Origin of the sequence: Microbacterium kunmingense, assembly GCF_023155745.1 — a bacterium.
GTDB lineage: Bacteria > Actinomycetota > Actinomycetes > Actinomycetales > Microbacteriaceae > Microbacterium > Microbacterium kunmingense.
Genome location: NZ_JAKNUS010000004.1, coordinates 1 through 26,858 on the forward strand (window position 1 = coordinate 1; position 26,858 = coordinate 26,858).

A 26,858-nucleotide genomic window follows, 5' to 3' on the forward strand; every position below is an offset into this window, starting at 1 on the left:
GGCCGGCACGCCCCACGATGCTGCGCCCGGGACCGGTCGACAAATCGAACGAAGGACACCGTGGTCATACCTTGGCCGGGGTCAGACCGAACCCAGCGCAGCACCACGACAAGTCTTCACAGATCTTCCCGTTCGTCTGCGGGCGGTAGGGTCGGGTCTTCTTCGGGCTGATACCCAAGTCTCGACAGGCGTCTTGCCAGGCGTGTGATCGGTAGGCCGAGCCATTGTCGGAAAGGACACGTTCGACGGTGACGCCGAGCTCGGCTACCAGGCTCCGCGGGGTTTGGGGTCCCGCATCGCTTGCCGGTTGCGGTTGCCCTGCGGCCTACCTACCGACCTCCACCCGCCCCCGTCAGGGATGTTGCCGAGCTTTTTCACATCGACGTGGATCAGTGACCCCGGATACGGGTGCTCGTACCTGCGTGCCGGCTGCCCCGTCCGCCGGTCAACATGCGAGAGCCGGTGCAGCCGATAGCGGACCAACACCGCGTGCAGTGTCGAGGCCGGCACTCCGAGCAGCGTCGACAGCTGCACCGGTCCCAACCGTCGATGCAGCCGGGCGACAATGATCCGCCGCTCACGACGAAGCGGCGTCCGATTCGGGGATCGACGAGGCCGCGTGTCGACGACGCTCGAAAACTGGTCAGTTTCGGCGGTGAAAAGTGAACACTCGACGATTGGAGAGTGATCACTTTGGAGGACTGGGCGTTGATCCGGAGGTTGGCTGCGGAGGGCGCGCCGAAGGCGCGTATCGCGGAGCGGTTGGGGATCTCTAGGACGACGGTGTTGAAGGCGGTCCGGTCGGATTCGCCGCCGGAGTATGTGCGGACGCCGACGGAGTCTTCGTTCGTCGCGTTCGAACCGCGGGTGCGGGCGTTGCTGGCGGAGACGCCGGATATGCCGGCGACGGTGCTCGCGGAGCGGGTCGGCTGGACGGGCTCGATCACGTGGTTCCGGGCGGGGGTGAAACGGCTGCGGCCGGAGTTCCGGCCGATCGATCCGGCGGACCGGTTAACGTGGGATCCGGGTGATGCGGCGCAGTGTGATCTCTGGTTCCCGCCGAAGAAGATCCCGCTCGAGGACGGCACGGCCAAGCTGCTGCCGGTGCTGGTGATCACGCCCGCGCATTCGCGGTTCGTTCTCGGTCGGATGATCCCGACCCGCACGACCGAGGATCTGCTGCAGGCGACGTGGGAGCTGATCCAGCAGCTCGGTCGGGTGCCGCGGAGACTGATCTGGGACAACGAGACCGGCATCGGGAGAGCGCATCGACCCGCCGCCGGGGTTGCCACGTTCATGGGGACTCTCGCCACGAAGCTGGTGTTGCTGCCGCCGCGTGATCCGGAGTCGAAGGGTGTTGTCGAGCGCCGCAACGGCTGGTTCGAGACCTCGTTCATGCCCGGCCGGTCGTTCACGTCCCCGGCGGACTTCAACACCCAGTTCACCGACTGGCTGTCCACGGCGAACACGCGGGTGGTCCGCACGATCCGGGCTGCTCCGACTTCTCGACTGGACGCGGACCGGGCTGCGATGCTGCCGTTGCCGCCGATCCCGATCCATCTGGGCTGGCGCAACAGCATCCGGTTGGGCCGGGACTACTACGTCCGCCTCGACACCAACGACTACTCCGTGGATCCGACCGTGATCGGCCGGATGGTCGACGTCACGGCCGACCTGGAGCGGGTGAAGGTGCGCGCGGACGGGCGGATCGTCGCCGACCATACCCGGGTTTGGGCGCGTGGGACCACGGTGACCGACCCGGTCCACGTGGAGACCGCCGCCCGGCTCCGCAAGCAGTTCCAGACGCCTCGCGCCGCGGCGGTCGGTGATGACCTGACCCGGGACCTCGCGGACTACGACCGGGCCTTCGGGCTGGTCCCCGATCAGGGGAACAGCTGATGGCCACGGGCAAGACGACGGACACCGTCAAGCAGATCACCTATCTCGCCGGGGCGCTGAAAGCACCGAGGATCACTGAAGCCGCCGGTCGGATGGCCGATCAGGCCAGGGATGCGGGGTGGTCGTTCGAGGACTACCTCGCCGCCGTCCTCGAACGCGAAGTGAGCGCCCGCAACGCGTCCGGCGCGGAGCTGCGGATCAAGGCCGCCGGGTTCCCCGCGAGGAAGACTCTCGAGGACTTCGACTGGGACGCCCAGCCGACGGCGCGTCAGCAGATCGCCGCCCTCGCCTCCGGAGGGTTCCTCCTGGAGGCGCAGAACGTCGTGCTCCTCGGGCCGCCCGGAACCGGGAAGACCCATCTCGCGACCGCGCTCGGGATCGTCGCCGCCAAGCACGGGCACCGGGTGCTGTTCGCGACCGCGACGGACTGGGTCACCCGCCTCACCGACGCCCACCGGCAAGGCCGGCTCCCGCAAGAACTCGCCCGGCTGCGCCGCTACGGGCTGATCATCGTCGACGAAGTCGGCTACCTCCCGTTCGAGCAAGACGCCGCGAACCTCTTCTTCCAACTCGTCTCATCCCGCTATGAACACGCCTCACTCATCCTCACCTCCAACCTGCCGTTCTCCGGCTGGGGAGGCGTGTTCGGAGACCAAGCCGTCGCCGCCGCGATGATCGACAGGATCGTCCACCACGCCGACGTCCTCACGTTGAAGGGCGCGAGTTACCGGCTCCGCGGGCGAGGCATCGACAGCCTCCCCAGCATCCGCACCACCACCGACGAAACCCCTGGCTAGACTGCCCGCAACCGTTCACTTTTCAAGCGTCGAAAGTGACCAGTTCTCAAGCGTCGCCGACACCGCGAGGATCGATCCTGCATCCCCGCAGTGCCCTCGACGACCAGTCGCGTCGCCCACCGCTTCGCGGTCGGCCACGACACATTGAAATGTTCCGCCGCACGAGCGACAGGCCACTTCTCCTCAACAATCAATCGAGCCACCCGCAACCGATGCGCGGGCGTCAGAGCAGCATTAGCGTGGACCACGAGGGCCTCCCCTTCGAGACGGAACCTAGACAGCTCCACTCTCGACCCGGAGGCCCTCACCCTTCCAGCCCACTCAACCAACCTCCCTGGCCAGTACAGCTCGCTCAACGACCGGAACAGCGGCCCGGGTCGGGTCGTTGAGCGAGGAGCGCAGCGACGAGACGAAACGCGGCGGGAGGAACGCGGTCAGGCCACGGTGAAGCGGAGGGGGCTGCGTGATCGCAACCGCACGGGTGGCGGCTTCTTCCCGGTCACGGGGTCGGTCGGCGTGTGCAGCCAGTACGTGTCGGTGCCGTCGGGGGCGCGTTCACGAGTGATCCATTGGCCGCGGTTATGGAGGCCGAGGTGGCAACTACGGCACAGTGGCACACCGTCATCGACGTCGGTGCGTCCACCGTGCGACCAGTGGCTGAGGTGATGGATCTCGGTCCAGCTCATCGGTGCGGTGCAGTGTTCTCCGATGCACCCGCCGTGGCGGGCAGCGATCGCGAGACGTTGTTTTCGTGTGAAGAGGCGCTGTTCCCGCCCGACATCGAGGGGCCTTCCTGCCCCGTCGCGAATCACCGGAATACTCCCCGCGTCGCACAGATACGACTCGACGACTCCACCCGGGAGTGCGGCGCCACCGTCTTCGAGGTGTCCGACTCCGGTGGCCCGGATCCGGGTGACGCCGTCGGGGTCGGTTGTCGGGGTCAGGGTGTCGGCAGTGACGAGGATCCGCACCCCCGGTTGCCGGTCCCCGAATGACTGGGCAGGATCCGCGGCGGCACCGGTGCGCAGGATCGCCAGCACCGTGTCGTACTGCACCTGCTCGTTCGAGCGGTCATCCCGCGCAGACTCAGCTCGCTCGGCCGCGGAGGATTCCACGAACCGGGGGCCGCGGCGGGGGCGCAGGGCCGCGGACAGGATCGACTGCACCCACGCGGCCCCGTCGTCATCGAACGCGATCTTCGCGTGATGCTGCCCTCGCTCATCCGTCCACGTCCGAAACGACCGCTCCGCGAACCGTTCCTCGAACCGGATGGTGACCCCGACCGGGTCCAGCCGGTGCCTGGCGATCCGGGCGGCGTTCCGCAGCTCCTCGACGGGGAACACCCCCGCCTCCTCCAGCAGCATCTCCACCGCCGTCGCCCACGCCGCGGGCAGAAACCCCGGATCCAGGTCCGGATAACGCTCGATCGGCGGGCCGCCGAGGCCGTCGCGGATCGCCCGGAACTGCGCCTGCGTGACCACCCCGCCCGTCAACGCCTCCCGCAGCAACCGCAACCACTCCGGGGTAGCCGGAACCGCTGGCGCGGGTTCCGTGCCCGATACCGCCGGCGGCGGGACACTCGGAGTGAGGTCTTCACCCGTCTTGACCGCCTGGTTCACATCCGCCCGCGTCTGCCCCGTGATCGTCTGCACCAGCGACGCCCCGTTGCGGTGCCCTTTCCGCTGCGCCAGCCCGTCATACCCCAGCTCCCGCGCCGACCGCCTGTTCGCCTCGACCGCGGCAGCCGCGACGATCACGTCCACCGCCGCCCGGACCTCCGCCGCGTCCGCCAGCACCGCCAGGAGATCCTCGTCGTCGAGCCCACCGACGACCTCTGGCAGAGCCCCGGTCACGCGACCGGCGACCCGCGCCGCGGCATCCAGCATCCGCTGGGCCGGGGAAAGGTCTGGATCGGTCATAGAACAAATGTACGAGACACCTCCGACATTGCCTCGAGCGGACGTTGCGGCCCACCTGCGCACCTCGCGTTTCGTCTCGCTCCGCTTGCTCAACGACCGAACAACGGACACCCCGCGTTTCGTCTCGCTGCGCTCGCTCAACGACCGCAACAGCGGGCTCGTCCGGTCATTGAGCGAGGAGCGCAGCGACGAGACGAAACGCGGTGACCTGTCGTTTCGTCTCGCTGCGCTCGCTCAACTGTCAGTGTGGGTGGCGGCTGACGGTGTCTGCTGGCAGGGTCGGCTTGGTGCTTGCTTCTGGGTGTGACTCATCGCTCAACTGGCCGCGTTCGCGTGTGTCCTTCACTCGAATCGTCCGCCCGGGGGTGAGCGCCGACGCCGGGTCTCTGCCCGTCGTGGTGACTTGATAGAAGCACGGCCGTGATGGCTCATGACGGTTCTGTCCCGCGACGACTCCTTTCAGAGCCCGGGCGTCGGCTACGACCGTCCGTTCCGCTCAAAGTCAGGAGATCGCAGTGACCATCGTCGCAGACTCGTACTGGTTCGTCACCGGTGTCGATACCCATTCCAAGAAGCATCAGTACGCCCTCGTGGACCGCACCGGCCGGCTCGTCGACGAACGCGCGTTCCCGACCAGCGCGGCGGGTATCGCTCGCGCAACCCACTGGCTGACCGCCGCCACCGGTGGGCAGCCGATGCTCGCCGCGATCGACGGTGCTGGCTCTTACGGTCGACAGTTGGCGGAAGCGTTCACCGGTGCTGGCGTCCGTGTCGTCGAAGCCCCCCAGATCCGTTACCGTCCCGCGGGCAAGGATGATCGCCTTGATGCGCGCACCGCTGCCATCACGGTTCTCCCTTTGGACACCGACCGGCTCAGCGACCGCAAGGCCGGCGCCGAACGCGACGCGATCCAGGTGTTGCTCACCGCGCGGGCGGAGATGACCCGCGACCGTACCCGCACCCTCAACGCGCTCACCGCGATACTGCGCCGGTTCGACCTCGGCATCGACGCCCGCAACGCCCTCACCTCCGCCCGGCTGAAGACCATCACGGCCTGGCGCACCCGCCCCACCGAGCCCGTCGATACCGCCACCGCCCGCGCCGAAGCTGTTCGCCTCGCCACCCGAGCCCGTGCCCTCACGACCGAGCTCGCCGGGAACAAGACCACCCTCGGCACCTTCGCTGCCGAGCTGGTGCCGCAGCTTCTCGCCGAGCCCGGCATCGGGCCGGTCAGCGCGGCGCAGATTTACGCGTCCTGGTCCCACCCCGGCCGCATCCGCTCCGAAGCCGCGTTCGCCCGACTCGCCGGCGTCGCCCCGAAACCCGCCTCCAGCGGAGACCGTCTCCGCCACCGCCTCGACCGCGGCGGCGACCGACGCCTTAACGCCGCGCTCCACCGCATCGTGATCACCCGCTGGCGGTCACACCCCGCCACCCTCGCCTACACGGCCCGCCGCCGCACCGAAGGACTCACCGACCGCGACATCCGACGCTGCCTCAAACGCATCATCGCCCGCCACATCTACCGACTCCTCGAAGCCGGTTGACAAACATAGAAGCTTCGACCGGAACGTCAGCCCCTCCCGGCCGCGTCACTCCGGGTCGATGCCCACCGAGTACGACAGCCGTTCGACCTCGTCGGCGGTGAGCTCGAGATCGGCCGCGGCCGCCGAATCCACGATGGACGCCGCACGTCGGGCACCGGGAATCGGGATGACGTTGTCGGCGAGCGCCAGTTCCCACGCGAGGACCACCCGCTGCGGGCTGACCCCGTGCGCCGATGCCACCTCGGCGAACGTCGAGTAGCGGTCCCCGACGGTGCGGGCACCCCCGCCGGTGCCGCCGAGCGGGCTCCAGGGGAGGAACGCGACACCCAGGCGGGCGCAATGGCGCAACTCGTCGATCGAGCCCGGGTGCTTCGGCGAGAACTGGTTCTGGACGCTCGCCAGATTACCCTCCCCCAGCACCTCGACGGCGATGTCGATCTCCTCCACGCTCGCGTTCGAGATGCCGATGTGGCGGATCACCCCCTCCTCCTGCAGCACCTTCAGGTTGCGCATGATGTCGCCGTACACCATCCCACGGTCCGGCCGGTGGTACTGATAGAGCTCGATCGCGTCGACCCCGAGGATCTTCCGCGATCGCTCGACCGCGCCGCGCAGGTAGTTCAGCGATCCGTCGCGACCCCACACCTCACCCGCGCCACGGGTGATACCGCCCTTGGTGGTGACGAACAACGACGACGCGTCGCCGGCCCAGGTGCGCAGCGCCTCGGCGACGATCTCCTCGTTGTGCCCCATCAGGTCCCACTGCGGGGCATAGATGTCGGCGGTGTCGATGAGCGTCACACCCGCCTCGAGCGCCGCGTGGATGGTCGAGACGGCATCTTCCCGGGACGGGAAGACGCGATCGTTGTTCATCGACAGGGGCATGGCCCCCAGACCGATCGCCGAGACGCTGCGGCCGGCGAGTGAACGGTGCTTCATGGTGACTCCTCGGTAGGGAACGATCCGTGACCGGATCGCGGGATCAGCGCGACACCGCGCCGAATCGCGTGAGCGGAACGGGAGCGGGGCGCTCGACCGTCGTGGTGATGTCGACCCACCGCCGTGCGGCGGCGGCGTCGAGCAGCGACGACATGATCTCGAGCACGTGCAGCGCCATCGCGCCGCTGGCGCGCCCGCCGTCGCGCCGAAGGAAGTCGACGAGCCCGACGCCGCGACCTGCGCCGACATAGCCGGCACCCGTGGGTACGTCTGCCCACTCCTGGGCGCCGTGCCGTCGCATCCGCACCTGTCCGTCGAAGTGATTGGGGTCGGGCGCCTGCAGACTGCCCGCCTCGCCGTGCACCTCGATGGGCGGCGCGCCGGTCTCACCGCCGTCGAAGCTGAACGTCACGGTCGAGATCGCCCCGCCCTCGTGCACGAGGGTGCCGGTGACGTGGGTGTCGACCTCGACGGGGATCTCCTCGCCGGCGCGCGGGCCCGTCGCGATGCGCCGGATGTCGCGCGAGCGCGACGAGGCCCCGCTCACCCGGACGACCGGGCCGAGAAGCTGCACGAGCGACGTGAGGTAGTAGGGCCCCATGTCCAGCAGCGGCCCTCCGCCGGGACGGTAGTAGAAGTCGGGATGGGGATGCCACGACTCGTGGCCGCCGGAGATCCAGGTCGCGATCGCCGACACCGGCCGCCCGATCAGCCCGGCGTCGACCGCGGCGCGCGCTGTCTGGATGCCGGTTCCCAGGACCGTGTCGGGCGCCCCGCCGAGCCACGCGCCGACGGGGACCGCAGCGACGACCTGTCGCGCCTCGGTCATGGTGGCGGCAGGGGGCTTCTCGCCGTAGACGTTCTTGCCCGCGGCGAACGCCTGAAGGGCGATCTCGGCGTGGGCAGCGGGGATCGTGAGGTTCAGCACCGTGTCGACCTGCGGATCCGAGACGAGCTCGGCCACGGACAGCGCCCGGCACCCCGGGATGTCGCGGGCCACCGCCTGCGCCCGCGCGACATCGAGATCGGCGACCGCCACGACGGCCACATCGTCGCGCCCCCGGAACGTCGTCAGGTACTGACCCGAGATCACCCCGAGTCCCACGATGCCCACGCCGTGGGCGCGCTCCACCGTGCGTGCGTCACTGTCGGCCGCCGTCGTCATCGGTGCATCCCTTCGCCTGCGAATAGAGCCCCCACCACCCTGCCATGCCCACCCGACACCCGGCGTCGCCACGGTCTGCGACTACCGGACCGCGTCCGCGTGTGGGACGCTGAGGGTCACGCGTGGATTCACCGGCGCGCAACAGGATGAGTGGGCCAGCTCGTGAACCATCGAGGCAGGAGTCCTGGCGCCGGCGTGGTCTGGTCGCGTGTGGAAGACGGATTCCATGTCGGAAGTCGCAACGGCGCGCTGCTCGGGTACATCATCCGGGAGCGCGATCGACGGTTCACCGCCTACGACATGCGATCGCGACCGGTCGGGAAGTATCCCGACCTGACCGAGGCGATGCACGGGCTCGTGGCGGTGACGCTCGGGATCGGCCACCAACGCAGATGAGGAAGACCGCGTGAACGAAAGCGCAGCCACGGGTCCGCAGGACCTGTCCGACGACCTCCTGTCGGTTCTCTACACCAGCACGTCCCGCGAGCAGATGGACGATGACCAGCTCACCGAGCTGCTCACCGTCAGCCGCAGCCGGAATGCCGCGGACAGCATCACCGGGCTCCTCGTCTACCGGGCGGGGCGGTTCTTCCAGGTCATCGAGGGGCCGACCGCAGCTGTTCGCGCGCTGTACGACAGGATCGCCGCCGACCCGCGCCACCACTCCGTTCGCACTCTCGTCGAGGATCGCGTGGAAGCTCGCCACTTCGGGGAGTGGACGATGGGGTTCGAGCGCGTCCCCGATCACGACGAAGCCGCGCCCGAGGGTTTCCGGAGCACCTTCGACGACCTCGACGATGTGGAGGGCGCCGCACCGACGATCCGGGCGGCGCGAGAACTCAGCCTGTGGTTCCGGGTGCGCTCGCGCGCAGCGACATCCTCCTGATCACACCTGCTCGCGCGCTGCCCACAGCATGCCGCGTTCGATGACGGTGCGCACCCGCTCGTCCTGCAGCACGTCGACGCTGTGGCCCGGTGTGGCCACGAAGATCCGGCCGCTCCCCCACGCTCTGGTCCACACCGCGGGCGACGTGATCGGCCGGTGCCACGGGTGATAGGGCTGAACCGGGTGGGTGGTGGTCGCCAGGACGTCGTTGAGGTCGTCGTGGAGCACCCAGTACTGCTCGGTGACGAGCTCGATGTCGCCGATGCCGCGGGTGATCTCGTGATCGCGCCCGAGGGGCGTCATCTCGATCGTGTGCGGCAGGAAGTTGTCGCTCTCGTCGCCGGCGCGATCGCCGGGGGCCTTTGCAGGGTGCGTCGCGAACTGGCCCCCGATGAGCTGCAGGTAGTCCGCGCTGTTGCGGTACGAGTCGGCGATCCCGCCGTGCCAGCCGGCGAGTCCGGTACCCGCCGCGACGGCGTCGCGGAGACCCGAGAGCGCGTCGGCGGAGATCTCCGACATCGTGACGCTCTGCACGATGAGGTCGGTCTCGGCCATCACCCCGGCGTCGGCGTACACGTCATTGGACTCTTCGGTGCGCACCGTGAACCCCTGCGACTGGAGGAACGGCACGAAGAGGTCGGTTGCGGCCACCGGCTGGTGCCCCTCCCACCCCCCGCGGACGACGAGCGCTCGGCGCCCGGGATGGTCTCCTGCTCGATCGTTCATGGTCCCCTTTCCGCAACCCGGCACACACTACCCGTGCACTGGTCCTTCTCGGGCGTTTGTCGAAACGGCGACGGCTCCCGGCCGAGCTCGAAACCGACCTTCGCCGTCGAGACCGACGGTGACGCGGTCGGTCTCGACAGCCTCCTGCGGTTTCGGCGCGACACCGCGCGTCTCGACGCTGACCGCGCACCCGCACCGCTCACCCGAAGTAGTCGGGGCGGCTCACCGCGGTCGCTGAGACGAACATCACCCCCGACGTGCGGTCGAGGATCGGTCGGATGCCGGCGACGATCGCCTCTGCGCGGTCGTCGGGCACGACGGTGATGAGGAGAGTGAGGGCGTCGTGGTCGTTGAACAGCATCCGCCCGCCGCGCGCGCCGTGGTGGCCGAAACCCGAGACGCCGGAGACGGAGGTGTACCCGCGCGCGCCGACGGATCGGATGAGCTCGGCGACATCGGCGGCGTCGTCGCCGGGGACGACGATCTCGATCTTGGTCATGGGGGTGAGAGTGGGCGTGGTCATCGTGAAGCCTCCAGGTTCTCGAGGGCGGGAGCGGGGGTGTCGGCGGGGATGGGGCTGAGCTCGGGCTCCTCCACCCAGCCGTAGGGGCCGAAGCGCACCCAGCGGTCGGTGTCGTGCTCGCGGGCGCGAAGGGTGATCCACCCCTTGTCGACGAGGTCGCGGACGACCTCCGCGGTGTCGAGGATCTGGTTGAGGCGGGCGAACGGCGCCTGGACGAAGACCTGCAGGCGCACGGGCTCGTGCACGAGGGACCGACCGACGCCCACCGACTGCCACGGCAGGCCGAGGCGCAGGTCGCCGCCGTATCCGGAGAGCACGCCGACGAATCCGACGACGTTGTGCAGTGGCTTGGGGCCGGCGCCGAAGCGGTCGGGCGCGAGAGCGGATGCCGCGTACTGCGCGTTGATCCACTGCGCGACGATCATCGGGGCGGTGAGGATCGTCTCGAGCCCTGAGCCGTCGGGGTCGGCCTCGGGGCCGTAGCTGTGAAGGAACGCCCTGCGACCGAGGTCGTGCCCGGCGGTGATGCTTCGCGGACCGACGATGAAGGCCGCATTGCCCACCAGACCCCACTCGGGGTAGGCCTCCGCCCAGTCCGCCGCGCGACGCGCGGTCTCACGGCCGGGCTCGGCCGCCGCGTCGGCGCCGGGCAGCGTGGCGAGCCGGTCGGCCGCATTCCCCGCGCGGGCGAGCTCGAGAAGGCGCTCGAGACGTTCGACATCGGCGGCGTGCGTGGCCGGGATCGCCCAGGGTTCGAGCAGCCGTACGACGTCGGTGACGGTGTCGTGCTGGGCCGCGAGGAAAAGCGTGTCGTCGGGGATGTGGATGCCGCGCAGGGTCAGGCGCGCGCGGGTGGCCGGGTCGTTGAAGACCAGGGCGGCGGCGCGGGCGTTGGGTGCGCCCTCGTGACCGCCGCAGGCGCCGCACTGCAGCGCCGACGCGTAGGGGTTGTTCGTGACCTCCGCACCGTGGCCGGCGAGCACGACGAGGCGCGCGAAGCCGTCGACGAGGCCCATCATGCGAAGCGCCGCCTCGGCGTAGAGCACCCGTTCGTCGAGGTCCATCGCGACATCGGCGTCCAGCCTCGTCGCGGGCTTCGCGGGCAGCACGCGACCGAGCCGTTCGCCGAGGGCGCGCCACCCTGTCGGGCTGGCGGTCCGTGCGGCCATCGCCGGCCCCATGAGCCACCCGGCGGTCTCTGCCAGAGCGAAGGGGGTGAGGGGCGACTCCTTGACCTTCCCGAACGTGGTGCGGAGCGCGTGTCCGGCGGCGAGCCGCTGCTGCCAGCGCGCGAGCGGTTCGCGGTCGGAGGACGATTCCGCGACCGCCCGCCGCGGCGTGAGGAGCACCGGGCAGGACGCGACGGCCGGACCACCCCCGGCGCTTCGGAACGTCATCGGCACCGCGAAGAAACCGGCGAAGCCGAGCGTCTCGACGTGCCCGACCGCTTCGAGGTGACGGCGGATGCCCTCCGACCGCGGGTCGATGCAGAACACCGTCTGCGCAAGCGGGCGCCCCCCGCCGGGGCCGACCGGTCGGAGCACCGGGGCGACAGCGGGCGCGAGTCGCCGGGCGACCCCTCGCTCGTAGGCCTCCTGCCAGATGACCCGCCGCGCGGCAGGATCGACCAGGCTGAGGACGCGCGAGAGCCCCTGGCGCACTGCGGGATCGGTGGTGTCCACCCCGGCGGCACGCCCGACGGCGTCGATCCTGTCGTCCCCGGGCGTCGCCGTCTCCTCGAGACCGCCCGCGTACCCGAGCTCCTCTGCGCTGACGTCGCGATCGGCGAACAGGAGCGACTCGAGGGTGACCCTGATCGCGACGAGGGCGGTCACCGACATCCGCTCGTCTCCGTGCGCCGCCGCATGGCGCACGGCTGCCGCCCATCCCGGTTGCGCGAGCACGTGAGCCCTGAGGTACTGCGTGGCGGCGGCGTCGTCCCACTGCCAGTCGGCGAGGACGTCGGCGATGGCGTCCTCGGCGTGCGTCGCCGACCAGCGGATGCCGGAGCGCACCCGTCTGGGGAGGTGCAGGTCGAAGGGGGCGAGCCGGCGCCAGATGTCCCAGAGCCCTTCACCCTCGCTCTGTCGCGACCATGCGGTGTCGCCGAGAACGGTCGTCAGCCACCTGCTGATGTGTTCGTCCACGCGCGCGTGCGTCTTCGGCGCCCGGAGGGCGGTCGGTGTCTGCAGCCTCGGCATGGGAGATTCCTCGTCCGGCGCGTGCAGCAGGTCGAGGAGCAGGAGTTCCCCGACCGCCATCTCCTTCTCCCCGCAGCAGAGGATCCGGCGACTCCGGGCCTCGGCGATGTGGAAGGCGATCGCGCGCGCCAGATCGTCGGCGGAGATCCGTCCCTCGGCCAGAAGCCGGCGGAACACCGGCTCGGGGTGTGTCAGACCCGTCCCGTGGTCGCTCGCCACGGCTTGGATCGCGTCTTCGAAGCTCAGACGCTCGTAGTCGGCGACGGGGTTCCGGGCGATGAAGGTCTCCAGCGGGTAGTGCGGCGAGATCGCGCGCGCCGCGGCGGCGACCATGCCGCGGATCGCGGCGCGCTGCTCGAGGACGCTGTCGTGCAGGGAGGGGACGGTCATGACGCACTCCGGTATTCGCGAGGGCCGGTCGATCCGGCGGGGACGGGCGAGGGGGTCGGCAGGGGCGGACGCCCCCAGCCGAGGGCGAAGACGTACGCGCGATCCGCGAGCGCTCCCCGAGCGCGCGGCAGGAACGCGACCCCGAGACCGACGACGAAGGTCGCGATCGCGAGCGCGGGCGGCATCGCCGCGGCGGCGGGCGCAAGACCCAGGATGTCGCCGAGGTCGGCGACCGCGAAGACGTAGGTCACCACGGCGGCCCCGACGAGTGCGACACCGGCCAGTCGTCCTCCGGCGGAGAGCGCGCCCCCGGCGAGGTGGGCGGCCGCGACCGCGGCGGTGGTGACGACGAACAGCAGGAGCACCGCGGACGGGCTCGTCCACGCCGCGGTGCCGATCACCGCTGTGACCGCGACGGCGATCACCGCGAGGGCGGCGAGCAGCGGCATCCGAGGGTCACGGTTCGCGCGCGGGGCGGCGCGCCCGGACGCCGCCCGTTCCACGGCCGACCCGGCCCCGAGGAAGAGGCTCGCCTTGAACAGCGCGTGTCCGACCACGTGCACCAGGGCGACGGCGAAGGCCCCCAGGCTGCAGGCGAGGAGCATGAAGCCCATCTGCGCGGCGGTGGACTGCACCAGGCGGCCCTTGACGTCGGCGCGCGTGAGCATCGCCGCGCCGGCGAGGACGACGGTGAGGGCCCCGGCCACACCGACGACGAGCGGTGCCCCGAGCGAGGGGATGGCGTCGGCGCGCAGGAGCAGCACCGCCCCGGCGTTGACGAAGCCGGCGTGGAGGAGGGCGGAGACCGGCGTCGTGCTCGAGACCGTCGCGGGAAGCCAGCCGTGGAAGGGCATCGCCGCGGCACGGGCCACGGCGGCGAGCCCGATCAGTGCACCCACGGCGGTGCCGGCGGTGGGGCCGAGGTCGGCGAGATCGGCGAACCCGGTTGTACCGAGGGACGCCGCGACGAGGGCGACGGCGGCCCAGAGCGCCAGGTCGCCGACGGCGAAGGCGACCCCGGCCCGGCGGACAGCCACGGCGGTCTGTGGCGCGCCGCCGGTGGCGAGGAGGAGGGCCATGAGGATGCTCGCCGCGCTCCATCCCGCGGCGAGGACGACCAGCGTCGATGCGGTGACGGTCACGACGCTCGCCCCGGCGAACGCCGTGGACAGGGCGAGGAACCGGCCGGCGCGCGGGTCGCCGCGCAGGTGACGTCTGCTGAAGGACTGCACCACCCCCGTCAGGCCGACGACCAGCACGGTGAGCACGGCCCCGACGACGTCGCCACGGGCCACGGTGACGCCGAGCCCGGCGAGGAGGGTGATGACCAGCACCAGAGTCGGCGCGAGGGAGCGGAGGGTCGGCCAAGTCATGCGTCGCACAATACCTGTATTTGATTACCGGTGTCAAAGAACGCGTATTAAACCGCCGCCGTGCGGAGGCCCGCCGGTAGGATCAGGTCATGAGCGGATGGACTTTCATGACCAATCACGCTCACGTGCTGATCTACGTCGCCCGCGATCCCGGCGCGCGGGTGCGCGACATCGCCGACGCCGTCGGCATCACCGAGCGGACGGCGCAGGGGATCCTCAGCGATCTCGTCGATGCCGGCTACCTGCGGCGCGAGAAGTCGGGGCGGCGCAATCGCTACGAGTGCGTGGAAGACCTGCCGCTGCGGCATCCGATCGAAAGCGACCATCTGATCGGCGAGCTGCTGGCGACCCTCACCAGACCCGGCCCGCGGGCGTCGGGCAACTGACGGGCGCCGCGCCGAGACCCACCTGCGCCGTCGAGACGCGTCGCGCCGCGGCCGGTGTCGGCGGGGAAGGTCGGTTTCGGGGCTCGCGCGCGTCGCGGTCAGGCCAGCGAGTCGAGGATCTCGCCGAGCAGCTCGTCGGTCGTGAGCGGCGAGATGAGCGCGATGCGCAGCACCGGTTCACCGCGGTGCGAGCTGGGCACGACGAACGCGCGCTGCTCATCGAGCAGCCGGTCGGACCACGCCTCGTACTCGGCGAGCGACCATCCCTCTCGGCGGAACACCACCACCGACAGGTCGGGCTCGCGCACGAGGGAGAGACCTGGACGTCGGCGGATCTCGTCGGCGAGGCGCTTCGCGCGGGAGACCGCATCGGCGATGGTCACCCGGTACTGCTCGGTGCCGTGGACTGCCAGCGAGAACCACAGCGGCAGACCCCGCGCACGGCGGGTCAGCTGGATGGCGAGGTCGGACGGGTTCCAGTCGAGGGAATCGGTGAGGGTGTCGAGGTACTCGGCCTTCTGAGTGTGGGAGTGGATGGCCGGCACCGGGTCGCGGTAGATCAGCGCGCACGCGTCGAAAGGGGCGAACAGCCACTTGTGCGGGTCGACGATGACCGAATCGGCCCGCTCGACTCCGGTGAAGAGCGCTCGCGACTCGGGGGAGAGCATCGCCGCGAGTCCGTAGGCGCCGTCGACGTGGAACCACACGCCGGCTTCGTGCGCCGCCTCGGCGATCGAGGCGATGTCGTCAACGATGCCGAAGTTCGTCGTACCGGCCGTCGCGACCACGGCGAAGACCCGGTCACCGTGTGCGTCGAGCACCGCGCGCACCGCGTCGCCGCGCAGCCTGCCGTCATCTCCCACCTCCGCGGTGAGCACATCGACATCCATGACCGCCGCGGCCGAGGCGATCGACGAATGCGCTTCGGCGCTGCAGACGACGGCCCAGCGGGCCGGTGCCGGGCGCTCGGCGTCGGCGACCCGGCGGCGCGCGTGGTCGCGAGCCGTGACGAGAGCGGAGAGGTTTCCGATCGTTCCGCCCTGCACGAAGACCCCGCCCGCTGACGCGGGAAGGCCGAACTCGCCGGCGAGCCAGCGCAGCACTTCGTTCTCAGCGAAGACGGCGCCGGACCCCTCCATCCACGAGCCCCCGTAGATCGCGGATGCCGACACGACGACGTCGAACGCGAGGGCGGCCTTCGACGGCGCCGACGGGATGAACGAGAGATAGCCGGGGTGATCGATGGAGAGGCACGCCGGAGCGAGCACGTGCTCGAAAAGGGCGAGCGCGCGCTCGGACCCCATGCCGTCGGGGCGGATCGAGTCGCCGGCGAGCCGGCGGAGATCGGCAAGACGCATCGCGCGGTCGAGCGGCACGTCGGGGTACAGCGCCCGGCGACGGGCGTACTCGAGCACCTGGTCGACGGCGGCGGTGGTCTGCGGGGTGATGGCGTGCATCCGCGCGGCGTCGCTGCCGGGCGTGCCTTCGGAGAGGCCGCCCCGGGCGGGGGTTTCGAGGGTCACCCGGCGATTCTAGGGTTCGTGAGCGGCACACGGGAGGAGATCGGCGCACGGGAGGACGCGCAGTCCGCGGCGACCCTCCGGTGTGTCGATCTCCTCCCGTGTGCGGGCGACACCGAGAACCGGCGTGCGGGCGACACCGAGAACCGGTGTGCGGGCGACACCGAGAACCGCAGCGCGGGCTACACCGAGAACCGCAGCGGCTCGCGGCTCGACCGCACCCCGGCGGCTCCGCGGTAGGCGACCGCTGGATGCGGGGCCGCGAGCCGCGGCCCCTTCCCGAACAGTCGCTCCCGGAGCGTCTGCGGCTCGGCCGGCCGCTCCCGGATGCGCCCACGGCGCCGAAGCTCCGGCACCACCAGCTCGACGAAATCTCGCGCGGTGTCGAAGGAGTGGTACTGACGCAGGTTGATGCCGTCCACGCCGTCCTCGTCGAGCCAGCGCTCGATCTCGTCGGCCACCACGGCGGGGGTGCCGGCGACGAAGAAGCGTCCCTCCCGCTGTGCGGCGAAGCGATCGAGCACCGCGCCGACGGTCGACGACCCGTCGATCGGCCCCATCGCCCCGGGCGCCAGCCCCGCCTCGGCGAGTGCCGCAGCAATCGTCTGCTCCCGCGGCAGGCGAGGAAGATCCAGGGGCAGGCTCGCGTGCGCGAGGATCCCTTCGAGGCTCTGACGCTGCCGATAGCGGCGCCATTTGTCGGCCGCCTCCTCCTCGGTGCGCCCGACCACCACTCCCGCCTGCACGATGAACTTCACGTCGTCGACCGACCGACCGCTCGCCTCGGCTGCCGCCCGCATGTCGGCGGCGTGGCGGCGGAAGTCCTCGGCGGTGCGGCCGCCGGTGAAGACGAGTTCGGCGTGCCGCCCCGCGAACGCGATCCCCGCGGGAGACTGGGTCGCCTGATACAGGACCGGCGTCCGCTGCGGAGACGGTTCGACCAGGTGCGGTCCCGCCACCCGGAAGTGCTCGCCGACGTGATCGACGTAGCGCACCATCTCGGGCCTGGCGAACACGCCGTTCTCCCGGTCGGCGACGACGGCGTCGTCATCCCACGACCCTTCCCACAGCTTGTAGACGACCTCGAGGAACTCGTCGGCGATCTCGTAGCGCTCGTCGTGCGGGATCTCCTCGGCCAGGCCGAAGTTGCGGGCGGCGTTGGGGAGGTAGGAGGTGACGATGTTCCACCCCACTCGGCCGCCCGTGAGGTGGTCGAGCGTCGACATGCGGCGCGCGAACGAGAACGGCGGCTCGTAGCTGGTGGAGAACGTCACCCCGAAGCCCAGGTGCCGGGTGACGGCCGCCATGAGCGGGATCACGAGCAGCGGGTCGTGCGACGGGATCTGCAGCCCCTCCTTCACGGCGGTGTCGGGACTGCCGCGGAAGGTGTCGTATGCGCCGACGACGTCGGCGAGGAACACCCCGTCGAAGCCGCCCTCCTCGAGGATCTGGGCGAGCTCGGTCCAGTAGCCGATCTCACCGTGACGGTGACGGTTGTTGTCGGGGAGCGCCCACAGCCCGTGGGTGATGTGGCTGACGGTGTTCATCTCGAACAGGTTCAGGATGAGCGGCTTCTTCTCGCGGGACGGAGAGGTCATGAGGGGATTCTTCCGGGTCAGGCTTCGCCGCTGGTCCACCAGGCGACGATCGGGGTGCCGTTGACGACGTGGTCGCCGACGATGCGGGCCTTGTAGCGCGCGGGGTTGTGGGAAGACAGGGCGCGGGCGTTCCGCCAGTGCCGGTCGAGCGCGAGCGACTCGCCCAGGGCGGTCGCTCCGCCGACCTCGAACAGTTCGGTCGCTGCCCGCAGCACGGTCGGGATGATGACGAGCTGGGCCTGCGCGGTCGCGAGATCGGCGGTGGAATCCGGATGCTGCGCCTCGGCCGCCCGCTGCAGCGCCGCGACCGCGCGGCCGAGCGCAGCGTCCGCGGCGAAGGAGGCGGCGGACAGATCGCCGACGACCTCCTGCACGAGAGGGTCGTGACGCGGCAGGTCGGCGCTCGCGTGGGAGAAGGAGCGGGTGCGTTCCCTGACGTACCGCGCGGCGTCGTCGACGACGGCGCGTCCGATGCCGGTGAGCGCGGCGAGCAGCACCAGCTGGACGAACGCGCCGGCGTGACCGGGCGCCGCGGGGCGCGCGAGGACGTCGTCGATTTCCACCCGGACGCCGTCGAAGATCGTCGTGCCGCTGCCGGTCATCCGCTGTCCGAAGCCGTCCCAGTCGTCCACCCGGGTGAGGCCGGCAGCGTCCGTCGCGACGAGCACGCTGACCGGATCGGCGCCGAGTCCGGTCGAGGGATCGGGGGTGGCGAGAACGCCCACCACGTCGGCGAAGAGGGTCCCGGTGCTGTAGAACTTGCGCCCGTCCAGGCGCAGGCCGCGCTCGTCGCGGGACAGCGTCGTGACGTACGAGCCGACGCCCGCCGGTCCGCGCTCGAAGGTCGCGTTGCCGTGGATCGCGCCGTTCGCCACACGCGCGAGGCGTGCGCGAGCGGTCGCGGGATCCGCACCGTGGAGCGTGCGATCGATGAACGAGAAGTGCGAGCGGAGAAGCTGGGAGAGGTTCGGGTCGCGGCGGGCGAGCTCGGCGAGCAGCTCGAACAGCGCGGCGTGGTCGGCTCCGTCCCCGCCGAGATGATGGGGCAGGGTGACCCGGGTGAAGCCGGATGCGCGCAGCAGCTCCACCTCCGCGAACGGCAGACGCCGTTCGCGCTCGCGCGCCACGGCCCCAGCACCGATCTCGTCGAACACCGCCCGGTAGCGCTCGACGAGGTCGGCAGTGCTCGCCCGCGGCGGCGCAGCATCCTCGACCACACGTGACGGCGGCGTCATCGCCCGGGGGCCTTCCACTCGGGGAGCGTCCCGCGCAGCTCCCACTGACCGATCGCGCGGGTGCGCTGGACGGTCGGGTTGTGCGAGGCGATCGTCCGCACGTTCCGCCAGTGGCGGTCGAGCGCGGCGTTCGCGCTCACCGCCGAGGCCCCGCCGACCTCGAAGAGCCGTGTCGCGGCATCCAGGATCAGCCGGGGAACGACCTCCTGCAGCCGGTAGACCTCCAGCTGCAGCGCGCGGAACCGATCGGCATCGGCGCCGACGTGGTCATCGAGCGCGTCGCCGAGCTCGGCGGCGACCGACAGCACGAGGCGCCGCGCCGCTGCGGCTGCGGCACTCACCTCGCCGACGACGAGCTGGACGAGGGGGTCGTCGGCGGGGAGTGTCTCGCCCGCGAAGCCGAAGGTCCGTCGCCTCGGCCGCACGAACGCGACGGTGTCGTCGAGCGCGCGCTGGGCGATGCCGGCGACGACGGCCAGGAGGGTGAGCTGGAAGACGCTCCCGAGCGCCGCCCATCGCCGCGCGTCGTCGACCGACGCGATGACATCGCGCGGATCGACCGGCACCCGATCGAAGGTCGTGGTGCCGCTGCCGGTGAGGAGCTGGCCGAAGCCATCCCAGTCGTCGACAGGACGGACGCCCGGGTGCGACGCTGCCACGGTGACCGCGACGCGCTCGTCGCCGTCGAGCGCGGCGAGGTGGATCCAGTCGGCGTAGATGCTGCCGGTGGTGTAGTACTTCGTGCCGGCGAGCAGCAGCGTGCCCCCGACCCGGTCGATGCGGGTGTCGAGGCGCGCGGTGCTCTGCCGCTCGGACTGGGCGTTGCCGATCAGGTCGCCGGCGAGGATGCGACGCCACCACCGGTCATCCGCTCTCCCGCCCTGCGCGCGGAGGTCCTCGACGAAGGCGATGTGGCCGCGCCACAGGTGCCCGAGGCTCGCGTCGGCCGCGGACAGGCGGATGACGCGCTCGATGACCTCCGGGAAAGCGAGGTCTTCTCCCCCGTGCGCCGCCGGCACCCGGAGCGCGCCGAACCCGAGGGCGCGGAGCTCGGCGACCTCGTCGAAGAGCAGCCGGCGGTCGCGCTCCCGGTCGACCGCGCCCGCGGCGACCCGCTCGAGGAAGGCCGCGAAGCGGTCATCCCGCGGCTTCTTCTCCTCCTGTGCTCGGGCGCTCGGAGTCGCACCGGCGTCCACGGCGCTCAATGCAGCACCCGCTTCGCAACGGCGTTGCCGATCAGCTGCGCGAGCTGCACCAGCACGATGAGGGTGACGACGACGATCAGCACCGTGATCCAGTCGAACCGCGCGTAGCCGAACTTCAGCGCCAGGTCGCCGAGCCCCCCGCCCCCGACGACGCCCGCGACGGCCGTGGCGTCGACGAGCGCGACGAGGATGTAGGTGAGTCCGAGCGTCAGCGGCCCGAGCGCCTCGGGGACCACGATCGTGAAGAGCACGCGCGCGGGGCTCGCCCCCATCGCCGCTCCCGCCTCGATCGCTCCCGGATCGACGGCGACGAGGTTCGACTCGGCGACGCGGGCGATCGCGACGCTCGCGACCAGCACGAGCGGCAGCGTGGCGGGCAGCGGTCCGATACCGGTGCCGAAGACCAGCCGGGTGAGGGGGATCAGCGCGATCGCGACGATGAGGAACGGGATCGGCCGGATGACGTTGATCACGACGTTCAACACCCCGAAGATCACCCGGTTCTCCAGCAGATTCCCCGGCCGCGAGGCGTAGAGCAGGAGGCCGAGCAGGATCCCGATGACCGCGGCGCCGAGGAACGCGACGGAGACCATCAGCCCGGTCTCGGCGAGCGCCTGGAAGAAGCGGGGGAGGAACGCCTCGAGGTCGAATTCACGCATGCGCGGCCTCCAGGACTCGGGTGCCGGTCAGCTCCGACACGGTGGTCACGGCGCGGAGGCCGTCGATGGCGTCGTCGACATCGGACGGGAGGCCCACGAGCTCGACCGTCAGCGTGCCGAAGGTGCGGCCCTGCAGTTCGTCCACACCGCCGTAGATCACGTTCGCGTCGACGCCATGGTCACGCGCGACCCGGGAGAGCACCGTCCCCGCACCGTCGTCGTCGGCGATCCGCACCTGCACCAGCCGACCCGGGTGGCGCGCACGCAGCCGGTCGAGCGTCTCGGCGGAAGGGACGTGGCGGAGCACCGACGACACGAATCGTCGCGAGGTCGGATTCCGGGGGTTCGAGAAGACGTCGTAGACGCTTCCCGTCTCGACGACCCGGCCGCTGTCCATGACCGCGACGCGATGGGCGATCTCGCGCACCACGTCGACCTCGTGGGTGACGAGCACGATGGTCACGCCCCGTTCCCGGTTGATCCGAGTGAGAAGCTCGAGCACCTCGCCCGTCGTCTGGGGGTCGAGGGCACTGGTCGACTCGTCGGAGATGAGGATGTCGGGACGCGTCGCCAGCGCCCGGGCAATGCCCACCCGCTGCTTCTGCCCACCGGAGAGCTGCGACGGGTAGGCGAGCGCCTTGTCGGAGAGGCCGACGAATTCGAGAAGCTCCTCGACCCTGTCGACGATCTGCTCGGCCGTGTACCCCGCGAGCTTCAGCGGGTACGCGATGTTCTTGAACACCGTGCGCGAGCGCAGCAGGTTGAACTGCTGGAAGATCATCCCGATGTTCTGGCGAGCGGCGTAGAGCTCGCGGCCCGTGAGGGAGGAGATCTCCACACCGTCGACGACCACGCGTCCGGAGGTGGGACGCTCCAGGGCGTTGACGGTGCGCAGGAGGGTCGACTTGCCGGCTCCGGAGTACCCGACGATCCCGAAGATCTCGCCGCTGTCGACGGTCAGGTCGACCGAGCGGAGGGCGTCGATGCGGCGTCCCCTGACCGTGAAGGTCTTCGACACATCCTCAAAGGAGATGGCGGTCGTCATGTCGCTGTCCTCTCTGCGCACCGCCGGGCTCAGCCCTGCGCGGCCGCGGCTTCCAGGTCGGCGAGCTTGGCGCGGAGGTCGTCGATGTCGACGTCGACGAGGACGGTGTTGCCGAAGTACTCCTCTTCCAGGGCCTCGGCCACGCGCGGGTCGGCGTACGCCTCCTGCAGGATGTCCCACGCCGGGTTGTCGACGTCGTCGGCACGGGTGGCGACGACGTTGACGTAGGGCAGGTTCTTCTCGTCGAGCGAGTCGTCGAGGAAGAGCGCGTCGTCCGCTCCGATCCCCTGCGACGGGTCGAAGTACGAGGTGCCGACGATCACGGCGGCGAGACTCGGGTCTTCGAACTGGAGCGGGATGTCACGGGCGGGGAGCGGCACGAACTGCAGGTTCCGCTCGTTCGACTCGATGTCGTCCACGGTCGGGAAGTCACCGGCGTCGTCGGAGAGCTCGATGAGCCCGGCCGACTCGAGGATGTTCAGGGCACGGCCGCCGTTGGACGGATCATCCGGAATGCCGATCCGCGCCCCGTCGGCGAGGGCGTCGACGTCGTCGAGGGTGGCCGAGAAGAGGCCCCACTGCGTGATCACGGTGGAGAAGACCGGCGTGATGTCGGCGTCGTTCTCAGTGTTGAAGGCGCTGAGGTACAGGATGTGCTGGAACGCGTTGGCGTCCACGGTCCCGGCGACGAGCTCGGTGTTGGGAAGCACCCAGTCGTCCACGTTCAGCCACTCGACCTCGAGACCTTTCTCGGCGGCGACCTCGGCGATCGTGTCCTGGAACACGCTGTCTTCGGCGGTGGCGATGGTGACGCTCAGGTCGGCGGGCGCGGCCGAGGCTTCGGCGGCGTTCGCGGCGGGCTCGGTGCTCCCGAGGTTCGCGACGATCGCGACGGTGCCGGCGACGAGGCCGACGACGGCGACGGCTCCGACCGCGATGGCGACGGTGCGGCGCTTCTTCTTCTGCGCGGTGAGGGCGGTGCGAAGGTCGCTCTCGCCGGACGGGGTGGGGTTCTCTGCGGACATGATCGGTCTCCTGGATGCTGCGGACGTGGCCTGTGGGGAGTCAGTAAACGGGCCGCCCGCGGCGGGTCGCAAAGTGTGTCGTCACGCTTCGCAAGGGAGCGTCATACGACGTCGCACGGCGTCATGTTTCAGGCCCTCGAGATGTCACACGGGAGGAGTACCATCCGCCCATGGCATTCATCGAGGCCCGAGACCTCGTCAAGACCTATAAGCCCAAGGGCGCGCCCGAGGTCCGCGCGCTGGACGGCCTCACGCTGCAGGTGCCGGAGGGAACGGTCACCGCCCTCCTCGGCCCCAACGGCGCGGGCAAGACCACCACCGTCAAGGTGCTGACGACCCTCATCCGCCCTGATTCCGGTCAGGCGAGCATCAACGGCGTCGACGTTCTGGCCGACCCTCAGGCGATCCGGCGGATGAGCGGCGCGAGCGGCCAGTACGCCGCGGTCGATAAGAACCTCACGGGCTTCGAGAATCTGCTGATGGTGGGCCTGCTCTACCACCTCGGCAGGCGCCGGGCGACGCAGCGGGCTCGCGAACTGATTGAGCTGTTCGACCTCGTCGACGCCCAGAATCGCCCGGTGAAGGGCTTCTCCGGCGGGATGCGCCGACGCATCGACCTCGCGGGCGCGCTGGTCATCAACCCGCCGGTGCTCTTCCTCGACGAACCCACGACCGGTCTCGATCCGCGCAGTCGACTGGCCCTGTGGGACGTCATCGAGTCGCTCGTCGCGGGCGGGACGACGCTCCTCCTCACGACGCAGTACCTCGAGGAGGCTGATCGGCTGGCCGATTCGATCTCGATCATCGACACCGGCAAGGTGATCGCCGAGGGCACCGCGGATGAGCTGAAGGCATCGGTCGGCGGGCAGCGCGTCGCGGTGACCCTCGTCGATGGGGGCGACGCCGACGCGGTCACCGACATCCTGCGGCGCCGCGGCACCGGAGCGGTCGTCGCCGACGGCGAGCGCACGCTCGTCGCTCCGGTGGCCGACGGCTCGGCCGCGCTGAGCGGCGTGATGGCCGACGTGGCCGCCGCCGGCATCGAACTCCACGACGCCGGCATGCGCCGGCCGACCCTCGACGATGTGTTCCTGCAGCTCACCGGCCATGCCGCCGAGAGCGCGACCGATGAGGAGGCCGCGGCATGAGCGCCACCGCGCGCGCGAGCAGCGGCTCCACGGCCGCGCTCTCGACCACCCTGGAGCCCGAGCCCGGCACCGCCCTCAGCCGTTTCGTCTCCGACGGCTACGTCGCGACCTGGCGGAACATCAAGAAGATCGTCCGCGTCCCCGACATCCTGGTGTTCACCCTCATCCAGCCGATCATGTTCGTGCTGCTGTTCACTTTCGTCTTCGGTTCGTCGATCGCGGTGCCGGGCGAGAACTACACCTCGTTCCTGATGGCGGGGATCTTCGCGCAGACGATCGTCTTCGGTTCCACCTACTCGGGATCGGCCATGGCGCAGGACCTGAAGGACGGCATCATCGACCGGTTCCGCACGCTGCCGATGAACGGGTCGGCGGTGCTGGTCGGCCGCACCGTGGGCGACCTCGTCATCAACGTGCTCTCGCTCGTGGTGATGATGGCGACCGGCTTCATCGTGGGCTGGCGCGTGGAGTCGTCGGTGCCGAGCTTCTTCGCCGGCGTTGGGCTGCTCATGCTCTTCTCCTACGCCTTCTCATGGGTGATGGCGTTCCTCGGGCTCGTGGTGCGCAGCCCCGAGGTGATCAACAACGCGTCGTTCCTGATCCTCTTCCCCCTCACGTTCATCTCCAACGCCTTCGTTCCCAGCGAGAACCTCCCCGGCCCGCTGCGGGTGTTCGCCGAGTGGAATCCCGTGTCGGCTCTCGTGCAGGCCGCCCGAGTGCTCTTCGGCAACGTGCCGGCCGACGCGCCGGTCGCCGACGCGTGGCCCCTGCAGCATCCCGTCGTCTACGTCCTCGTGTTCGCCGTCGTGATGCTCGTCGTGTTCGTGCCGCTGTCGATCCGCCGATTCGCGACCCTCAGTCGGTGAGGCGGTCCGCCGCGCTAGGGTGGCGAGTCTATGGATCTGTCGTCGAGTGCCTACGCCCTTCACTCCCCGATCGTCGTCATGGGCGTTTCGGGCGCCGGGAAGACGACCGTCGGAATCGCCCTCGCCGCAGCGCTCGACGTCCCCTTCGTCGACGCCGACGACCTGCACTCGGACGAGGCGCGCGAAAAGATGGCGCGGGGTGAGCCCCTCACCGACGACGACCGGTGGCCGTGGCTCGCGCGCGTCGCCGCACGCCTGGCCGACCCCGCCCATCCGGCCACGGTCATCGCCTGCTCGGCGCTGAAGCGCGTGTACCGCGACGCGCTGCGCGCCGAGCGCCCCGACATCGCCTTCATCCATCTCACGGGCACGCGCGGCCGGGTGGCGGAGCGCCTCCGTCACCGGGCGGGGCATTTCATGCCCCCCGCGCTCCTGGAGTCGCAGCTGCAGACGCTGGAGCCGCTCGAGGCCGATGAGCTCGGCGCCGCGGTATCGGTCGAGGGCGACCCCGCGCAGGTCACCCGGGACGCGATCGCTGCTCTGCGGCGTCTGTCGGTGGTGCAGACGCCGACCCCCTGACTCGGCGCCCTCTCATCGTCTCCGGTCGGGCGCCGAGGCCGCGGCGTAGCCGGCGCCCAGTTCGTTCGCGCAACCGACCCACTCGATGTCGGGGTGGGACTGGACATGGTCGAGGAAGGCGAGGGTGAAATCGCCGGGGACACCGAAGAGGTGCCGCACACCGGCGCCCGCGAGCCGATCGAGCAGGTAGTCGCCGACGGTGTACACGCCTTCCGGCGTCGTTCCTGCCTGAAGTGCCACGCCGCCCCCATCCGCGACCCCGGGGAGGAGTCGTCGGTGACACGCTAGCGGCGATGGCCCTCCGACACTCGACGGGGCGGGCCGCTGTCCCGAACTCCTGCAGAAGCCGCCGGCGCGGGCCCGCCCTGGCGGGTGGGGAGGCCCTGCCCCGCCCGAAATGCAGGAGTTACGGACGCGGCAACTGGAACGGGGTGCTCACGTGGGCGAACGGCCACGCCTCCGAGATCCATCGGGGAACGAAGGCGTCGAGCGCCTCGCGCCAGGCGTCGGGCGCGTCCTCGGCGATCCACCACGACACCTCCGCGGCAGCCCCGTCGGGCCCCGCGGGGAGCGGGTCGATGTAGACGCACCCGAGCAGCCTCGTCTCGTCATCGGTGAGCACCGCGTAGTTGAACGACGCGTGGGCCTCCATGTCGGCGGCGTGGTGGGCGAGATCCTCCTCGTCCTCCTCGTGCGTCATCGACGCGGGCGGCCACCCCCACGCGTCGCCGTACATCCGCCACAGCATGTCGCGATTGGCCATCACCGTGACCATGTCGATGTCGACGTCGCTCGCGCGGATCGGGCGCAGGTGCACGCCGTCTACGAGCGGCACCGAACCCGGGTGCTCGAAGTCCTCCGGCAGCCACCGCTCTTCGCTCATCGTTCCCCCTCGAGTCACGGACCCCGGCGCATCGGCGGTCCCGCTCTGACAGTATCGAGGCATGTCCAACGCCGCCGCACGCACCCGCAATCCCACCGCCTGGGCCGCCTTCTGGGTGGGGCTCGCCGGCCTCGTCCTCATGCCGATCCCCCTCTTCATCGGGCTGATCCTCGGCGGAGGCCTTTCGCTCGTCGCCGCGGTCCTCGTCGTCATCGCCCTGCTGAAGGGCCTCGCGCGCAGCGGCAAGGGCATCGCCCCCGTGGTGTTCGCGGCGATCTTCGTCCTGCTCACGTGGGGCGGCATCTCGATCGGCGGCGGCACCATCTGGTGACCTGCGACCGACG

General features: G+C 70.5%; 26 protein-coding genes and 2 pseudogenes. 10 read left to right on the forward strand and 18 right to left on the reverse strand.

Features of this window, described 5'->3' with window-relative positions:
* Nucleotides 1-121 precede the first annotated feature (121 nt).
* Nucleotides 122-621: pseudogene (locus tag MA875_RS06935) on the reverse strand (transposase family protein); the annotation flags it as partial.
* A 63-nt stretch (nucleotides 622-684) separates the two neighbouring features.
* On the opposite strand from MA875_RS06935, the gene istA reads away from it, so the two are divergent.
* Entirely contained in the window at nucleotides 685-1,899 is a 1,215-nt protein-coding gene (gene istA, locus MA875_RS06940; protein ID WP_248241393.1) for an IS21 family transposase, read from the forward strand.
* The gene (gene istB, locus MA875_RS06945; RefSeq protein ID WP_248241395.1) at nucleotides 1,899-2,696 is read left to right on the forward strand and encodes an IS21-like element helper ATPase IstB; all 798 of its coding nucleotides are present in this window, start codon (nucleotides 1,899-1,901) and stop codon (nucleotides 2,694-2,696) included. Before istA ends, istB begins: the two co-directional genes overlap by 1 nt.
* Nucleotides 2,697-2,752: 56 nt before the next feature.
* Here istB and MA875_RS06950 read toward each other — a convergent pair.
* Nucleotides 2,753-2,944, reverse strand: a pseudogene (locus MA875_RS06950) (helix-turn-helix domain-containing protein); the annotation flags it as partial.
* A 186-nt stretch (nucleotides 2,945-3,130) separates the two neighbouring features.
* Complete coding sequence (locus tag MA875_RS06955) at nucleotides 3,131-4,615, reverse strand: HNH endonuclease signature motif containing protein (RefSeq protein WP_248241397.1); 1,485 nt, start codon at nucleotides 4,613-4,615, stop codon at nucleotides 3,131-3,133.
* 515 nt (nucleotides 4,616-5,130) lie between these two features.
* Here MA875_RS06955 and MA875_RS06960 point away from each other — a divergent pair.
* Nucleotides 5,131-6,162, forward strand: coding sequence for an IS110 family RNA-guided transposase (locus MA875_RS06960; RefSeq protein ID WP_248241398.1), 1,032 nt, complete (start codon nucleotides 5,131-5,133; stop codon nucleotides 6,160-6,162).
* A 45-nt stretch (nucleotides 6,163-6,207) separates the two neighbouring features.
* Here the strand turns inward: MA875_RS06960 and MA875_RS06965 are convergent, their stop codons facing one another.
* Complete coding sequence (locus MA875_RS06965; RefSeq protein WP_248241400.1) at nucleotides 6,208-7,101, reverse strand: aldo/keto reductase; 894 nt, start codon at nucleotides 7,099-7,101, stop codon at nucleotides 6,208-6,210.
* 43 nt (nucleotides 7,102-7,144) lie between these two features.
* Entirely contained in the window at nucleotides 7,145-8,266 is a 1,122-nt protein-coding gene (locus MA875_RS06970) for a Gfo/Idh/MocA family protein (protein WP_248241402.1), read from the reverse strand.
* Nucleotides 8,267-8,461: 195 nt separating this feature from the next.
* Here MA875_RS06970 and MA875_RS06975 point away from each other — a divergent pair, with 195 nt between their 5' ends.
* Complete coding sequence (locus MA875_RS06975) at nucleotides 8,462-8,662, forward strand: hypothetical protein (RefSeq protein WP_248241404.1); 201 nt, start codon at nucleotides 8,462-8,464, stop codon at nucleotides 8,660-8,662.
* A gap of 10 nt (nucleotides 8,663-8,672) precedes the next feature.
* Nucleotides 8,673-9,152, forward strand: a complete 480-nt coding sequence (locus MA875_RS06980) for a BLUF domain-containing protein (protein ID WP_248241406.1) — start codon at nucleotides 8,673-8,675, stop codon at nucleotides 9,150-9,152.
* On the opposite strand, the gene MA875_RS06985 is transcribed toward MA875_RS06980, so the two are convergent.
* The 4 genes from MA875_RS06985 to MA875_RS07000 form a co-directional block, all read right to left on the reverse strand.
* Nucleotides 9,153-9,878 (reverse strand): ThuA domain-containing protein, encoded by a 726-nt coding sequence (locus MA875_RS06985; RefSeq protein WP_248241407.1) that lies wholly within the window; start codon nucleotides 9,876-9,878, stop codon nucleotides 9,153-9,155.
* A gap of 199 nt (nucleotides 9,879-10,077) precedes the next feature.
* Nucleotides 10,078-10,401, reverse strand: coding sequence for a P-II family nitrogen regulator (locus tag MA875_RS06990; protein WP_248241408.1), 324 nt, complete (start codon nucleotides 10,399-10,401; stop codon nucleotides 10,078-10,080).
* On the reverse strand, nucleotides 10,398-12,992 hold the full coding sequence (locus MA875_RS06995; protein WP_248241410.1) for a DUF2309 domain-containing protein: 2,595 nt from the start codon (nucleotides 12,990-12,992) through the stop codon (nucleotides 10,398-10,400). The genes MA875_RS06990 and MA875_RS06995 overlap by 4 nt, the downstream gene beginning before the upstream one ends.
* Nucleotides 12,989-14,365 (reverse strand): proton-conducting transporter transmembrane domain-containing protein, encoded by a 1,377-nt coding sequence (locus tag MA875_RS07000; RefSeq protein ID WP_248241413.1) that lies wholly within the window; start codon nucleotides 14,363-14,365, stop codon nucleotides 12,989-12,991. The genes MA875_RS06995 and MA875_RS07000 overlap by 4 nt, the downstream gene beginning before the upstream one ends.
* Nucleotides 14,366-14,454: 89 nt before the next feature.
* Between MA875_RS07000 and MA875_RS07005 the strand changes: the two genes are divergently transcribed.
* Nucleotides 14,455-14,751, forward strand: a complete 297-nt coding sequence (locus tag MA875_RS07005; protein ID WP_248241414.1) for a helix-turn-helix transcriptional regulator — start codon at nucleotides 14,455-14,457, stop codon at nucleotides 14,749-14,751.
* A gap of 98 nt (nucleotides 14,752-14,849) precedes the next feature.
* Here the strand turns inward: MA875_RS07005 and MA875_RS07010 are convergent, their stop codons facing one another.
* From MA875_RS07010 to MA875_RS07040, 7 genes are all read right to left on the reverse strand, one after another.
* Complete coding sequence (locus tag MA875_RS07010) at nucleotides 14,850-16,208, reverse strand: pyridoxal phosphate-dependent decarboxylase family protein (RefSeq protein ID WP_248241674.1); 1,359 nt, start codon at nucleotides 16,206-16,208, stop codon at nucleotides 14,850-14,852.
* A gap of 245 nt (nucleotides 16,209-16,453) precedes the next feature.
* The gene (locus MA875_RS07015; protein WP_248241416.1) at nucleotides 16,454-17,869 is read right to left on the reverse strand and encodes an NtaA/DmoA family FMN-dependent monooxygenase; all 1,416 of its coding nucleotides are present in this window, start codon (nucleotides 17,867-17,869) and stop codon (nucleotides 16,454-16,456) included.
* Nucleotides 17,870-17,886: 17 nt separating this feature from the next.
* The gene (locus MA875_RS07020; RefSeq protein WP_248241418.1) at nucleotides 17,887-19,104 is read right to left on the reverse strand and encodes an acyl-CoA dehydrogenase family protein; all 1,218 of its coding nucleotides are present in this window, start codon (nucleotides 19,102-19,104) and stop codon (nucleotides 17,887-17,889) included.
* Nucleotides 19,101-20,300, reverse strand: coding sequence for an acyl-CoA dehydrogenase family protein (locus MA875_RS07025; protein ID WP_248241675.1), 1,200 nt, complete (start codon nucleotides 20,298-20,300; stop codon nucleotides 19,101-19,103). The genes MA875_RS07020 and MA875_RS07025 overlap by 4 nt, the downstream gene beginning before the upstream one ends.
* 5 nt (nucleotides 20,301-20,305) lie before the next feature.
* Nucleotides 20,306-20,968 (reverse strand): methionine ABC transporter permease, encoded by a 663-nt coding sequence (locus tag MA875_RS07030; protein WP_248241419.1) that lies wholly within the window; start codon nucleotides 20,966-20,968, stop codon nucleotides 20,306-20,308.
* Nucleotides 20,961-22,013, reverse strand: a complete 1,053-nt coding sequence (locus tag MA875_RS07035; RefSeq protein ID WP_248241420.1) for a methionine ABC transporter ATP-binding protein — start codon at nucleotides 22,011-22,013, stop codon at nucleotides 20,961-20,963. Before MA875_RS07035 ends, MA875_RS07030 begins: the two co-directional genes overlap by 8 nt.
* A gap of 29 nt (nucleotides 22,014-22,042) precedes the next feature.
* A complete protein-coding gene (locus MA875_RS07040; RefSeq protein ID WP_248241422.1) occupies nucleotides 22,043-23,038 on the reverse strand; it encodes a MetQ/NlpA family ABC transporter substrate-binding protein in 996 nt (331 codons plus the stop codon).
* A 170-nt stretch (nucleotides 23,039-23,208) separates the two neighbouring features.
* Here MA875_RS07040 and MA875_RS07045 point away from each other — a divergent pair, with 170 nt between their 5' ends.
* Genes MA875_RS07045 through MA875_RS07055 form a run of 3 tightly spaced genes read left to right on the forward strand, consistent with a single transcriptional unit; the run spans nucleotide 23,209 to nucleotide 25,631 of the window.
* A complete protein-coding gene (locus tag MA875_RS07045; protein WP_248241424.1) occupies nucleotides 23,209-24,186 on the forward strand; it encodes an ATP-binding cassette domain-containing protein in 978 nt (325 codons plus the stop codon).
* Complete coding sequence (locus tag MA875_RS07050) at nucleotides 24,183-25,052, forward strand: ABC transporter permease (protein ID WP_248241426.1); 870 nt, start codon at nucleotides 24,183-24,185, stop codon at nucleotides 25,050-25,052. The genes MA875_RS07045 and MA875_RS07050 overlap by 4 nt, the downstream gene beginning before the upstream one ends.
* A 30-nt stretch (nucleotides 25,053-25,082) precedes the next feature.
* The gene (locus tag MA875_RS07055; protein ID WP_248241427.1) at nucleotides 25,083-25,631 is read left to right on the forward strand and encodes a gluconokinase; all 549 of its coding nucleotides are present in this window, start codon (nucleotides 25,083-25,085) and stop codon (nucleotides 25,629-25,631) included.
* A gap of 12 nt (nucleotides 25,632-25,643) precedes the next feature.
* Here MA875_RS07055 and MA875_RS07060 read toward each other — a convergent pair whose 3' ends face one another.
* Nucleotides 25,644-25,871, reverse strand: a complete 228-nt coding sequence (locus MA875_RS07060; RefSeq protein ID WP_308221508.1) for a thiamine pyrophosphate-binding protein — start codon at nucleotides 25,869-25,871, stop codon at nucleotides 25,644-25,646.
* 166 nt (nucleotides 25,872-26,037) lie between these two features.
* Nucleotides 26,038-26,514 (reverse strand): GNAT family N-acetyltransferase, encoded by a 477-nt coding sequence (locus MA875_RS07065; protein ID WP_248241429.1) that lies wholly within the window; start codon nucleotides 26,512-26,514, stop codon nucleotides 26,038-26,040.
* A gap of 61 nt (nucleotides 26,515-26,575) precedes the next feature.
* On the opposite strand from MA875_RS07065, the gene MA875_RS07070 reads away from it, so the two are divergent.
* Nucleotides 26,576-26,845: a hypothetical protein gene (locus tag MA875_RS07070; RefSeq protein ID WP_124292477.1), complete on the forward strand. Its 270-nt coding sequence runs from the start codon at nucleotides 26,576-26,578 to the stop codon at nucleotides 26,843-26,845.
* Nucleotides 26,846-26,858 lie beyond the last annotated feature (13 nt).